This window comes from Pseudomonas sivasensis, assembly GCF_052938085.1.
The window spans coordinates 4098368-4111480 of record NZ_CP176442.1 but is presented as its reverse complement, the minus strand read 5'-3'; the positions used below and the strand labels follow the sequence as shown (position 1 = coordinate 4111480).

Below are 13113 nucleotides of genomic sequence, written 5' to 3'. Positions count from 1 at the left end.
CTCTTCAACCCTCAGACGCGGAACTGGTCCATCAACCCCTGCTGCTGATTCGCCAGGCTGTTCAACGCCTGGCTCACCCGCGCCGATTCATTGGCTTGTTCCGACAACGACTCGGTCACATCGCGAATGGTTGCCACGTTGTTGTTGATCTCCTCGGCCACCGCGCTTTGCTCTTCGGCGGCGCTGGCGATCTGCAGGTTCATGTCGCTGATCACTGTGACCGCATCGCCAATCTGGCGCAGGGCCGTCACGGCTTGGCCGACCTGTTCGACACTGCCCTGCGCCTGGCGATAACTGTTGCCCATGGAACCGACTACATCCTCGGTGCCGCTTTGCAGTTGCTCAATCACCAGGCGGGTTTCTTCCACCGATTCCTGGGTGCGCCGCGCAAGGTTGCGCACTTCATCCGCCACCACCGCAAAGCCACGACCGGCCTCACCGGCGCGGGCGGCTTCGATGGCTGCGTTGAGCGCCAGCAGGTTGGTCTGCTCGGCAATGCCGCGAATCACTTCAAGTACCGAGCCGATTTTTTCGCTATTGGCGGCCAGGCCTTCGACCTGGGCCATGGCCGTGCTCATATCCGCCGCCAGGTGGCCGATGTTGGTGGTGGTTTGGTCGATCACGGTCAGGCCGTCGCGGGTGGCCTGGTCGGCATCGCGTGCGGCTTGCGCGGCCTGGGCCGCGCTGCGTGCGACGTCCTGGGCGGTAGCACTCATTTCGTGGGAGGCGGTAGCCACCTGGTCGACCTGGCGGTACTGCTGTTCCATGCCGGCGCTGGTCTGCGTGGCAATCGCGGCGGATTGGTCGGCGGTGCCACGAGCGTCCTGCACCGAGCGTTTCACTTCGGCAATGATCGGCTGCAGCTTGTCGAGGAAACGGTTGAACCAGCCCGCGAGCTGCCCCAACTCATCCTTCTTGTCGTAGGCCAGGCGACGTGTCAGGTCGCCTTCGCCGCTGGCGATGTCTTCGAGCATGTGTGCCACGCCGAGGATCGGTCGCGTCACGCTGCGGGCCATCAGCCATACCAGGATCAGGCCGATCACCGCGGCCAGCAGGCCCAGGCCCAGTTCCAGCAACGTGCCACGCGCGTTGTCGGCATCCAATTGCGCCTTCAGTGCTTCGGCTGGGCCGACCAGGACTTTTTCCGGCACATCCAGCAATACGCCCCACAGCTTGCCGTCGGGGATCGGCGCGAACGGCGCCAGCACCTTGAGCTGACGGTCGGTGCGCAGGCTGCGGATCTGTGGACCGCTGGCCAATGCACTGAGCACTTTAGGGCCGCTGACGGTGTCGACTTGATCCAGGCGTTTGCTTAATTGAGTGGCATCCGCACTGTAGCCGGCGAGCAAACCGGTGGAGCTGAGGATGCTCACCTGGGTCTGGCCGTCGTACAGTTTTTTGCTGGCCTGTTGGCTCACGGCCTGGAGGCTGTTGAGGTTGATGTCCACCGACAGCGACGCGATGACTTTGCCGTTGACCATCAGCGGGAACACGATGCTGGTCATCAGCACGTTCTGGCCGTTGATCATATAAAAGTACGGTTCGATCACGCATGGCTTGAGGGTGGTGCGTGGGCACGTGAACCAGGCGTTTGCCGGTTCACCACTGGGGCCAATGCTGGTGTCGGCCATGTCGCTTTCAGGCAGCGCCATCGAGGTGAGTGTGCCCGGAGTTGGCTGAGACCAGTACAGGGCGAAGCGGCCCTTGTTGTTACTGCCCAACTCCGCCTGATCGGCGAACAACTCGTCCTTGCCGTCCAGCGCGTTGGCTTCAAACACCAGGGACAAACCCAGCAAGTCCGGGTTGGCCTGCAGCGCGGCCTTGACCTGGCGGGTCAGGTCTTCGCGGGTGTCGAAGGCATCGAGGAAGCGCTTTTCGGCCTGTTCGCGCAGGAACAGGACCTGACGGGAAAAACCGTGGCCGTATTGGTAGGCATCCATGAACTGGCGACGAATACCCAGCGCCTGCGCTTCGCCCTGGGCTTCGATGCGTGCCTGGGCGGAGGTGTTGAGCATCTGCATGCTGGACGCCTGGACCTGCTCCGAGCTTTGCGCCATGCGATACAGCGACAAACCCACCAGTAGGGTCACGATCCCTAGCAGGCAAAGACCGGCGAGCAGGGTGATTTTCCATTGAATGGAGAGCTGCCTGAGCGACATCGGGACATCCTTAACCTGAAAGCACATAGAGTCAGTTTATCGGCCGCTGTGAAGGCTTCTTTATTCAAACAATCAATTTAAATCTGAAATCGGTGTCGTTTTTTGACATGTAGCCCTACCTGCTGCAAAGTGCGCGCCCTCTAATAAGACCTCCTTAAAGCCTGCACGCGGGTCGCCAGCCAATGGCCACCTGGGCGCGGGCATGCCTGTTTTTTATGTTTCTGCTTGAGGTAACCATGATTAACGCAGTCATCGCCGCGGTCGGCACCATGCTGGTGCTCAGCCTGTCCCGCGTGCATGTGGTCATCGCCATCATTGTCGGCGCCCTGGTGGGCGGGTTGACCGGTGGCCTGGGCATCGAAGCCACGCTCAAAGCCTTCAACGGCGGTTTGGGCGGCGGCGCGACCGTGGCGTTGTCCTACGCATTGCTCGGCGCTTTCGCGGTGGCGATTGCCAAGTCAGGCCTGGCCCACGCCCTGGCGGACAAGGCGCTGCTGCTGGTCGATCGCCAGGAAGCCACCGGCGGCAGCCACGTCAAATGGCTGTTGATCGGCCTGCTGTGGATAGTGGCGATTGCATCGCAGAACATCCTGCCGATCCACATTGCGTTTATCCCGCTGCTGGTGCCGCCACTGTTGTACGTGCTGACCAAGCTGCAACTGGACCGCCGCCTTGTTGCCTGCGTGATGACCTTCGGCCTGATCACCCCCTACATGTTTCTGCCGGTGGGCTTCGGCAACATCTTCCTAAACCAGATCCTGCTGGCCAATGTGGCCAACAGTGGGGTGGACATCAGTCAGGTCAACGTGACCCACGCCATGAGCCTGCCCGCCCTGGGCATGGTGGTTGGCTTGTTGGTGGCGGTGTTTATCAGCTACCGCAAAAAACGTGTGTATGACCTGGAAAAAATCGAGCGGGTCGAGCAAGTGGCCGTTCAGTACAACCCGCTGACCCTGATGGTGGCCGGCGTGGCGATTGCCTCGGCGTTCATCATTCAACTGTGGCTGGACTCGATGATCATCGGCGCTTTGGCTGGCTTCCTCATCTTCTCGGTGTCGGGGATTGTGCGCTGGCGCGACACCGACGACCTGTTCACCGAAGGCATGAAGATGATGGCCATGATCGGCTTCATCATGATTGCGTCCTCAGGCTTTGCCGAGGTGCTCAAGGCCACCGGCGACGTGCGCTCGCTGGTGGAAGCCTCGGCGGCGTTCATCGGCCACAGCCGTGGGGTCGGTGCGTTGTTGATGTTGCTGGTGGGCCTGTTGGTGACCATGGGCATCGGCTCGTCGTTTTCCACGGTGCCGATCCTTGCCGCGATTTTTGTGCCGCTGTGTGTGCAGTTGGGCTTCAGCCCGATGGCCATCGTGTGCATCGTCGGTACGGCGGGTGCGCTGGGCGACGCCGGTTCACCGGCGTCGGACTCGACACTCGGTCCGACCTCCGGCCTGAATATCGACGGCCAGCATCACCATATCTGGGACACCGTGGTGCCGACGTTCCTGCACTACAACATCCCGTTGCTGGCATTTGGCTGGTTTGCGGCGATGACGCTCTGATCTACAGATTCATTGACGTTGGTCGATAACCTCTCAAGTCGCCTAATAAGAGAGAAAAGCCATGCGTCTGAATTTGAAGGCCAAAGTACTGTCCCTCGCGATCGTGCCGGTGCTGCTGTTTGCCGTGGTGATCAGCCTGACCACCGTATGGATCCTCCAGGGGCAGGCGCGCAACGAGGTGGATGAAACCCGCCAGCGCCTGCTCAACGACGCCAAGGCCACTCTGCAAAGTTATGTAGAAGTGGCCATGACCACCATCAAGCCGCTTTACGACGCTGCCGCACCTGGCGACACAGCGGCGCGCGCCGAGGTGGTCAAGCTGCTGTCCAACACCCGCTACGGCAAGGACGGTTACTTCTTCGGCTACGACTCCGAGACCATCCGCCTGTTCAAGGGCAACAGCCCCGACGGCGTGGGCAAGAGTTTCAAGGACAACCGTGACCCCAACGGCGTCTACGTCAACCGCGACTTGGTCAAGGTCGGTAAGGACGGCAGCCACTACCTGCAATACAGCTCCACCCAACCCGGCCAGACCGAACTGGTGCCCAAGCTCGGCTACACCGAATACCTGCCCAAGTGGGACATGGTCATCGGTACCTCGGTGAACCTGGACGGCATCGAAGCCCAGGTGGCAGTGGTCGAGGCCAAGGTAGAAAAGCGCATGGAAGGCGTGTTGCTGAGCATCCTTGGCGTGGCCGCGGTGGTGCTGTTGGTGATTGCCGCCGTGGGCATGCTGCTGGCCAATACCATCCTGCGTCCGCTGCACCTGATGAAAGCCAACCTTGATGACATCGCGGCCGGTGAAGGCGACTTGACCCGCCGCCTGGCCATCACCAGTCAGGATGAGTTGGGCGAGCTGGCCGGCGCGTTTAACCGGTTTGTCGACAAGATCCACGGCCTGGTGCGCCAGATCACCGAAATGACCGCGCAACTGACCGGGCTGGTGAGCCAGGTGTCCGACCAGGCCCAGCGCTCGGAGCAGGCCATGGAACGCCAGCGCCACGAGACCGACCAGGTGGCCACCGCGATCAACCAGATGTCCTCGGCTGCGCAAGAAGTGGCGCGCAGTGCCCAGGGCGCCTCCGTGGCGGCGCAACAGACCGACGCCGAAGGCCAGGCCGCCAAGCGGGTGGTGGACGGCAGCATCGCGCAGATCCATGCACTGGTGAGCGATATCCGCAGCAGCGGCGTATCCCTCGACAGCCTGCAGCAGGATGTGGCGTCGATTGTCAGCGTATTGAGCGTAATCCGTTCGATTGCCGAGCAGACCAACCTGTTGGCCCTGAACGCGGCGATTGAAGCCGCGCGGGCAGGGGAGGCCGGCCGTGGTTTTGCGGTGGTCGCCGACGAAGTACGTGCCCTCGCCAGTCGCACCCAGACCAGCACCCAGGAAATCCAGGGCATGATCGACCGCCTGCAAAAAGGCACGGTCGCCGCCGTGGACGCGATGCGCCGCTCCAGCGATGCCGGTGACGGCACTTCGGCCCAGGCCAATCAGGCTGGCGCATCCCTGGACACCATGGCCCAGTTGATCGGCACCATTAATTCAATGAACGCACAGATCGCCAGCGCCGCCGAAGAACAGACCGCTGTGGCCGAAGAGATCAACCGCAGCGTGCACCAGATTGCCGTGGCGGTGGACAGCGTGGCAGACGAAACCCAATTGGGCGCCCAGACCTCTCGCAGCCTGGCGGATCTGGGGCATCGTTTGGGGCAATTGGTCGGGCAGTTCCGGATTTAAACGTCGCGCATCAGCAAGCCGAAGCGCAAGTCCATCTGGGCTGGGAGCGGCACATACACTGTGTGTCCGTCTCCCGGCGCTACCTCGATGGCTTCGCCCTTGGCGTTGCGCAAGTCGGCCAGGTCAAAGTGGAAATTGCCGGCGGGGGTCATCAGCTCCAGGTGATTACCCACGGCAAAGCGGTTTTTAACCTTGACCTCGGCCAGGTCGCCCCGGCGCTCGCCGGTCAACTCGCCCACAAACTGCTGGCGCTCGGACACTGAGCTGCCGTTCTGGTAGTTCTGGTATTCATCGTGCACATGGCGGCGCAGAAAACCCTCGGTGTAGCCGCGTTGGGCCAGGGACTCCAGATTAATCATCAAGCCGCGATCAAACGCGCGACCGGCCACTGCATCATCAATGGCCTGGCGATACACCTGGGTGGTGCGTGCGCAGTAGAAGTGGGACTTGGTGCGGCCTTCGATTTTCAGCGAATGCACACCCATGTGAGTCAGGCGTTCTACGTGCTGCACCGCGCGCAGGTCCTTGGCGTTCATGATGTAGGTGCCGTGTTCGTCTTCGAAGGCGGGCATCTGCTCATCGGGACGGTTGGCCTCCTGCAACAGGAACACCTGATCAGTCGGTGCGCCAATCCCGAGGGTCGGCTGATACTCCTGGACGATATCCCCCGTGGCGTTCTCCACCGCCGGTGTGGCCTGGTATTTCCAGCGACAGGCATTGGTGCAACTGCCTTGATTGGCGTCGCGCTTGTTCATGTAGCCCGAGAGTAGACAGCGCCCGGAATAGGCCATGCACAGGGCGCCGTGCACAAACACCTCCAGCTCCATGGCCGGCACTTGCTGGCGGATTTCTTCGATCTCTTCCAGTGACAGTTCCCGCGACAGGATCACTCGGCAAATCCCTTGCTGCTGCCAGAACTCCACGCTGGCCCAGTTCACCGTATTGGCCTGCACTGACAAGTGAATCGGCATCATCGGAAAATGCCGACGTACCAGCATGATCAGGCCAGGGTCAGACATGATCAGTGCGTCCGGGCCCATGGCGATGACCGGGGCCAAGTCCTTGAGGAAGGTTTTGAGTTTGGCGTTGTGCGGCGCGATGTTGACCACCACGTAAAAGCGCTTGCCCTGTGCATGAGCCTCGTCAATGCCGAGGGCCAGGTTGGCGTGGTCGAATTCGTTGTTGCGCACGCGCAGGCTGTAGCGCGGCTGGCCGGCGTACACCGCATCGGCGCCGTAGGCGAAGGCGTAGCGCATGTTTTTCAGGGTGCCGGCGGGGGCGAGCAGTTCGGGGGCGATGATAGGAGGCATGGGCTTGGGTCGCAAAAAGGCGCGAGGGTAGTTGAAGCGGCGCAAGGCTTTATTGATCTGGGTCTACGCTTACCTCAACAAAGATGGCACTCCCAGGAGTTGCGGGGGACTAAGCACCGGGACGCAAACGCGCGCCCTGCTTTTTTGACATGGATCGAACATGAATCAAACCAACCTGCAATTCAAAACCCTGTTGCTGCTGCTGGTCCTGGTGACCATCGCCTTTATCTGGATATTGCTGCCGTTCTACGGTGCGGTGTTTTGGGCCGTGATCCTCGGCATCATCTTTGCCCCCATGCAGCGCCGCCTGCAGCAGCGGTTCGGCTGGAACCGCAACCTTACATCCCTGAGTACCTTAATGGTGTGCCTGGTGATCGCGATCCTGCCGGTGATCATCACCAGCGCCTTGCTCGTGCAAGAGGGCGCGACGCTCTACAAAAACATCGAGAGTGGCAAGCTCGACGTGGCCGGTTATATCGAGCAGTTCAAGCACTTCCTGCCGCCTTACTTCCAGCACCTGCTGGACCGCTTTGGCATGGGTAACCTTGAGGGGCTGCGTGAGAATATCGTCAAGAGCGCGATGCAGGGCAGCCAGTTCTTCGCGTCGCAGGCGTTCAGCTTTGGGCAGGGCACGTTTGATTTCCTGGTGAGTTTTTTCATCATGCTGTATCTGCTGTTTTTCCTGCTGCGCGACGGTCCGGAACTGGTGCGCAAAGTGCGAACGGCAGTGCCGCTGGCCGAGCCGCAGAAGCGCCGGTTGCAGCTGAAGTTCAATCGGGTGGTGCGTGCCACGGTCAAGGGCAACGTGTTGGTGGCCGTGACTCAAGGGGCACTGGGTGGTTTGATTTTCTGGTTCCTGGACATTCCCAGTGCGTTGCTCTGGGCGGTATTGATGGCGTTTCTGTCGTTGCTGCCAGCGGTGGGCGCGGGGATTGTGTGGGGGCCTGTGGCCGCCTACTTCCTGCTGAGCGGTTCGATTTGGCAGGGCATCGTGTTGAGCTTGTTTGGCGTGTTTGTGATTGGGCTGGTGGACAACGTGCTGCGCCCGATCCTGGTGGGCAAAGACACCAGGATGCCGGACTACCTGATCCTGATCTCGACGCTGGGCGGCTTATCGGTGTTTGGCCTCAACGGGTTTGTGATAGGGCCGCTGGTGGCGGCGCTGTTCATGTCCAGTTGGGCGCTGTTTGTCGAAAGTAAGCCTCGGGTCAAGCTGCCATTGCCATAAGTCTCAGGCGTGGAGCCGGAAATTCGAGGCGTTTTGCAGTTGTTTTTCGGCGGCGGACAGGGACGTGAGTGGGCCGCTGATGGTTTCGCCGTCGCGTACCAGGTACCAGCAGGCAAGCAAACCCAGCTCCCGAAGAGGGGCGGGGACGGCGCTGCCGATGACAGACATGATTTGAACAGTTGGCATAAGGGGCCTCCAATCGCTATGGGGGTCACCTTAAGGGGCCTGGCGGCTTAAGAAAAATCACCTGGCTCAATAGTCGACATCAACAAGAGACGTCAGTCGACTACCTGATCGAGCATGCTCACCACTTCCTGCTCATTGAGCAGACCTTTGAGCACGAGGTTTTCCGCCAGCAACGCCAGGAATTTTGCGGTGCGGTGGCCTTCCAGGTGCTTGAGTTCCGTGAGGGCGCTGTAAACCTTGCTGGACGTACAGAGGCCAGCGGTGCGGTGCGGGTTTTGTGTGGGCATGGTCTGTCGTCCTTGTTGTTATTGGGTGGACTGCATGGATAGTGGGAGTGTGTCGTGACACAAACATGACAGCGTGAGCCCCGGTCGGGCAAGTAGACTTTCGAACTGAATAGTGCGCGATTGTCGCTTGGCCATTGTCCTCAGAGCGACCTTGGCACGATAAATCCGGTCGTTGTGTACAAAAAAGGCCTCGCTTGTTGGGCGAGGCCTGTTTCGAACATGAAGATAAGGGCTTACCAGCCGTGACGGTAGTAGCCGTGGGGAGGGCCGTAATAACCACGCGGTGGGCCGTAATAGACGGGAGCCGGGCGGTAATACACCTCTTGCTGCACATACACAGGTGGAGGCGGTGCGTAGTAGACCGGTGGCGGCGCGGCATACACCGGCTGCGGTTGCACGTACACCGGCTGCTGCACATAGACCTCACGGGGTTGGCTGGCAACTACGGAGCCCACCACGGCGGCGCCGACCAGTGCACCCAAGACGGCCGGGCCACCCCATCCACCACCGTGGGCGGAGGCTTGGCCGGCCATAGCGAGTGCACCTACCAGCAAGGCGATCTTGGGGAGTTTACGAATCATGGTCATTCCTCGGTTGGCCCCTGCGCTTGTGGTCTGCAGTCAATAGACTCAAGTAATGTCGCGGGGATACTTTTAAGACAACGTATTTCTGAAAAACAGCACGGCCGCTAGGTAAAGGTTGTGTAAGGTCTGTACCGATTTGCTTACTCAAAGGAGTTATCCATGCAGATGCACCCCAACAAGGACACCCAGCTGTGCATGTCATTGTCGGCCCGCCCCGGGAATTTTGGCCTGCGTTTTCATAACCACCTGTACGAACAGTTGGGTCTGAATTTCTACTATAAGGCGTTCAGCAGCCAGGATTTATCGGGAGCGATAGGCGGTATCCGGGCGTTGGGCATTCGTGGTTGCGGGGTGTCGATGCCGTTCAAGGAGGCCGCTATTGCCTTGGTGGACGAACTCGACGATTCGGTTCAGGCCATCGCCTCCCTCAACACCATCGTCAATACCGGCGGGCATCTGAAGGCTTACAACACGGATTACATCGCCATCGAGCAATTGCTGAAAAAGCACGATGTGCCCAAAGACTCCACGTTCGCCCTGCGCGGCAGCGGCGGTATGGCCAAGGCCGTGGCCAGCGCCTTGCGTGACGGCGGTTATGCCAATGGCGTAATCGTGGCGCGCAATGAAGCAACGGGCAAGGCGCTGGCGCAGAGCCTGGGGTATGAGTGGCTGGCTGAACTGGGCGACCTGCGCCCGCAGATGCTGGTCAACGTGACACCGATTGGCATGACCGGCGGCGCCGAGGCAGATGCGTTGGCGTTTGAAGCGGATGCGGTTGATAACGCCGAGACTGTTTTCGACGTGGTGGCGATTCCCGCCGAAACGCCGTTGATCGTGCGTGGACGGGCCCAAGGTAAGCGCGTCATTACTGGGCTGGAAGTGATTGCAATCCAGGCGCTGGAACAGTTTGTGCTCTACACGGGCGTGCGGCCGACCCCGGAACAGTTCGAAAAAGCCGTGGCTTTTGCCCGGAGCTGAAGATCGCTGGTAATCAACTGTGGGAGGGGGCTTGCTCCCGATAGCGCTGAGTTAGTACAAGCTGTTCCAGCTGAACCACCGCCATCGGGAGCAAGCCCCCTCCCACATATTGATCTCCTGGGGGTCAGTTACTTAGCTTTAACCTTACGCATTCACGATCAACACATTGCCGGACTGGAATCCACTCAACTGTGGGAGGGGGCTTGCTCCCGATAGTGCTGAGTCAGTACAAGCTGTTCCAACTGAAGCACCGCCATCGGGAGCAAGCCCCCTCCCACATGTTGATCTTCAGCGGGCAGTTACTTAGCTTTAACTTTACGCATTCACGATCAACACATTGCCGGACTGGAATCCACTCAACTGTGGGAGGGGGCTTGCTCCCGATAGCAGTGTGTCAGTCAAATCTGATCCAACTGAACCGCCCCCTCCCACAGTTTTTACCGAGTTATGCCTGTTCCAGCTGTGCGAGGCGCTCTTCCAGCGCTGCGATCCGCGCTTCCAGCTCTTCAATACGCTCCACAGACACTCCAGCCCCGCGCTCCACAGGATTCCCTCGCGCCGCGATGATTACCTCGATATCCGCCGGATCCCCAAGCGCATGGGTATACCGATCTTCCCGCTGCCCCGCCTGACGCGGCACCAGCAGCGCCAACCCGCGTGCAATCAGGCGTTCCAGTTGGTGCACCACCTGCTCGGCATCTTCGAAATCATGCATGCGTCCGCTGCGGGTCAGTAGTTCATTGACGGTCTGCGGGCCACGTAAAAACAGCAGCCCGATCAGGATCACCTGCGCCGGTACCAGCTCCAGTGTCTTGTCCACACGGTGTTCCCAACGGTCTGCGCGGCTGCCCATCACCAGGCGGGTAAAGCCTTGGCCTTCCAGTACGCGCAGGCTTTGCCCGACCTGGCCTTGGCTGAGGTTTGTCACTGGTTCACGGCTGGTCTTCTGGTTGCAGGCCAGCACCAGGGCGTTGAGGGTCAGGGGGTAGGTCTCCGGGTTGGTTGCCTGTTTTTCGATCAGGCAGCCCAGAATGCGGATTTCCGTGCTGTTCAGGCGCGGCTCAGGGGTGTCGGTGTCGTGCTCGGCGGTCATCGCGCGTTCCCTATGCAGTGAAGGCCACTAGCGTAATCCTGAAAAAATAAAAGACAAGCGCCGGGCATGGCTATAATCGCCGCTGGTTCCAACCCTGCCATTACCGATGAGACTGTCATGACTATTTCCCTGTACGCCGCCTCCATCCCAGTCTTCAAGCAAATGCTTAACGCCCTCAGCGATGTGCTGAACAAGGCCGAAGCCCACGCTACTGCCAAGAACATCGAACCCAACGCTCTGTTGCAAGCGCGTCTGTTCCCGGACATGTTCGCACTGGTGCGCCAGGTGCAGATCGCCGTCGACTTCGCCAAAGGCGTTTCTGCGCGCCTGGCCGAGATCGAAGTGCCTAAATACGAAGACAGCGAAGTGACCTTCGCCGACCTGCAAGCGCTGATCGCCAAGGTCCTGGCGTTTGTCGACACCATCAAGCCTGAGCAAGTCGACGGCAAAGAAGGTATCGAGATCATCACCCGCCCAGGCACCCCGAAAGAGAAGCGCTTCAGCGGCCAGTCCTACCTGCTGACCTACGGCCTGCCGCAGTTCTTCTTCCACGTCACCACCGCTTACGCCTTGCTGCGCCATAACGGCGTTGAAGTGGGCAAGCGTGACTACATGGGCGCGTTCTAAGCTTCCATAAAAAAACCGGGGCAGTTCCCTCTGGAATCGCCCCGGTTTTTTTGTGCGCGAACGTTAAGCTGGTTGCTCTTCCTTGCCCAGGCACGCAGCGGCGGTGAACAGCACATCGGTGGAGGAGTTGAGCGCAGTTTCCGCCGAATCCTGCAGCACACCGATGATGAAGCCGACGGCCACCACCTGCATGGCGATTTCACTCGGAATACCGAACAGGCTGCACGCCAGCGGGATCAGCAACAGCGAACCCCCGGCCACGCCTGATGCGCCACACGCACACACGGCCGCGACCACGCTAAGCAGCACGGCGGTCGGCAGGTCGACATTGATGCCCAGGGTATGCACGGCGGCCAGGGTCAGCACGGTGATGGTGATCGCGGCGCCGGCCATGTTGATGGTGGCACCCAGCGGGATCGACACTGAATAGGTGTCTTCATGCAAGCCCAGGCGTTTGCTCAACGCCAGGTTTACCGGAATGTTCGCTGCGGAGCTGCGGGTGAAGAACGCGGTGATGCCGCTCTCGCGAAGGCACATCAACACCAGCGGATAGGGGTTGCGGCGCAGCTTCCAGAACACGATAGCCGGGTTGACCACCAAGGCCACGAACAGCATGCAGCCGATCAATACCAGCAGCAGGTGCGCGTAGCCGAGCAGGGCGCCGAAACCGGAAGTGGCAAGGGTCGAGGCGACCAGGCCGAAAATACCCAGGGGGGCGAAGCGGATAACTACGCGCACGATCAGGGTCACGCCGTTGGAGAGGTCGTCGAGCACGGTGCGGGTGGTTTCGCCCGCATGGCGAATGGCGATGCCCATGCCGATCGCCCAGGCCAGGATGCCGATGAAGTTGGCGTTCATCAGCGCGCTGATCGGGTTGTCCACGACGCTGAGCAGCAGGCTTTGCAGCACCTCGTCGATACCGCCGGGAGCGCTGACGGCGGCGTCATGGGTGACGAGCACCAACGGCGAGGGAAACCACATGCTTGCAATCACCGCCACCACGGCGGCGGCGAATGTGCCCAGCAAATACAGGAACAGAATCGGTTTGATATGGGTTTCCTGGCCGTGTTTATGGTTGGCTATCGAGGCCATCACCAGCACAAACACCAATATCGGCGCGACTGCCTTGAGCGCGGCGACAAACACTTTGCCGATAAATCCGGTGGCTCTGGCGGCTTCAGGCAACAGCAATGCCAGCAGAATGCCGGCGATCAAACCGATGACGATTTGCGTGACCAGGCTGACGCGTGTCAGCCGTTGGAGGAGGGAAGGGGCAGGAGTCATAAACAGTTGTCTCTAGTTTTTTTAGTAGGGCGCAGCATTGCAGGCGAAAGCGCTGTAGGAAGCAGGCGGCGAGTCTA

Annotated in this window: 12 protein-coding genes and 1 pseudogene; 6 read left to right on the top strand and 7 right to left on the bottom strand. The window is 60.3% G+C overall.

Annotation, left to right across the window (positions count from 1 at the left end):
• Positions 1 to 11: 11 nt before the first annotated feature.
• Positions 12 to 2159, bottom strand: a complete 2148-nt coding sequence (locus ACKZ62_RS18810) for a methyl-accepting chemotaxis protein (protein WP_122754037.1) — start codon at positions 2157 to 2159, stop codon at positions 12 to 14.
• Between the two features lie 239 nt (positions 2160 to 2398).
• Between ACKZ62_RS18810 and ACKZ62_RS18805 the strand changes: the two genes are divergently transcribed.
• From ACKZ62_RS18805 to ACKZ62_RS18795, 3 genes and pseudogenes are all read left to right on the top strand, one after another.
• Entirely contained in the window at positions 2399 to 3718 is a 1320-nt protein-coding gene (locus tag ACKZ62_RS18805) for a Na+/H+ antiporter NhaC family protein (protein ID WP_181640430.1), read from the top strand.
• A 61-nt stretch (positions 3719 to 3779) separates the two neighbouring features.
• Positions 3780 to 4601: pseudogene (locus ACKZ62_RS18800) on the top strand (cache domain-containing protein); the annotation flags it as partial.
• A 36-nt stretch (positions 4602 to 4637) separates the two neighbouring features.
• Entirely contained in the window at positions 4638 to 5459 is an 822-nt protein-coding gene (locus tag ACKZ62_RS18795) for a methyl-accepting chemotaxis protein (protein ID WP_371260722.1), read from the top strand.
• Here ACKZ62_RS18795 and trhP read toward each other — a convergent pair.
• Positions 5456 to 6769 (bottom strand): prephenate-dependent tRNA uridine(34) hydroxylase TrhP, encoded by a 1314-nt coding sequence (gene trhP / locus ACKZ62_RS18790; RefSeq protein WP_442116640.1) that lies wholly within the window; start codon positions 6767 to 6769, stop codon positions 5456 to 5458. The two genes, ACKZ62_RS18795 and trhP, sit on opposite strands and share 4 nt — an antisense overlap.
• 160 nt (positions 6770 to 6929) lie before the next feature.
• On the opposite strand from trhP, the gene ACKZ62_RS18785 reads away from it, so the two are divergent.
• Positions 6930 to 7997: an AI-2E family transporter gene (locus tag ACKZ62_RS18785; protein ID WP_032886690.1), complete on the top strand. Its 1068-nt coding sequence runs from the start codon at positions 6930 to 6932 to the stop codon at positions 7995 to 7997.
• Positions 7998 to 8000: 3 nt separating this feature from the next.
• Here ACKZ62_RS18785 and ACKZ62_RS18780 read toward each other — a convergent pair whose 3' ends face one another.
• The 3 genes from ACKZ62_RS18780 to ACKZ62_RS18770 form a co-directional block, all read right to left on the bottom strand.
• Complete coding sequence (locus ACKZ62_RS18780) at positions 8001 to 8183, bottom strand: hypothetical protein (protein ID WP_032886689.1); 183 nt, start codon at positions 8181 to 8183, stop codon at positions 8001 to 8003.
• A gap of 92 nt (positions 8184 to 8275) precedes the next feature.
• Complete coding sequence (locus ACKZ62_RS18775) at positions 8276 to 8470, bottom strand: hypothetical protein (RefSeq protein ID WP_447095652.1); 195 nt, start codon at positions 8468 to 8470, stop codon at positions 8276 to 8278.
• 233 nt (positions 8471 to 8703) lie between these two features.
• The gene (locus ACKZ62_RS18770) at positions 8704 to 9057 is read right to left on the bottom strand and encodes a hypothetical protein (protein ID WP_032886686.1); all 354 of its coding nucleotides are present in this window, start codon (positions 9055 to 9057) and stop codon (positions 8704 to 8706) included.
• A gap of 156 nt (positions 9058 to 9213) precedes the next feature.
• Here ACKZ62_RS18770 and ACKZ62_RS18765 point away from each other — a divergent pair, with 156 nt between their 5' ends.
• On the top strand, positions 9214 to 10032 hold the full coding sequence (locus ACKZ62_RS18765; protein WP_032886683.1) for a shikimate 5-dehydrogenase: 819 nt from the start codon (positions 9214 to 9216) through the stop codon (positions 10030 to 10032).
• Between the two features lie 445 nt (positions 10033 to 10477).
• On the opposite strand, the gene ACKZ62_RS18760 is transcribed toward ACKZ62_RS18765, so the two are convergent.
• A complete protein-coding gene (locus ACKZ62_RS18760) occupies positions 10478 to 11125 on the bottom strand; it encodes a YceH family protein (RefSeq protein WP_401380538.1) in 648 nt (215 codons plus the stop codon).
• 117 nt (positions 11126 to 11242) lie between these two features.
• On the opposite strand from ACKZ62_RS18760, the gene ACKZ62_RS18755 reads away from it, so the two are divergent.
• Complete coding sequence (locus ACKZ62_RS18755) at positions 11243 to 11752, top strand: DUF1993 domain-containing protein (RefSeq protein WP_032886679.1); 510 nt, start codon at positions 11243 to 11245, stop codon at positions 11750 to 11752.
• A gap of 63 nt (positions 11753 to 11815) precedes the next feature.
• Here ACKZ62_RS18755 and sstT read toward each other — a convergent pair whose 3' ends face one another.
• Positions 11816 to 13036, bottom strand: a complete 1221-nt coding sequence (gene sstT, locus ACKZ62_RS18750) for a serine/threonine transporter SstT (RefSeq protein WP_032886678.1) — start codon at positions 13034 to 13036, stop codon at positions 11816 to 11818.
• Between the last annotated feature and the right edge of the window lie 77 nt (positions 13037 to 13113).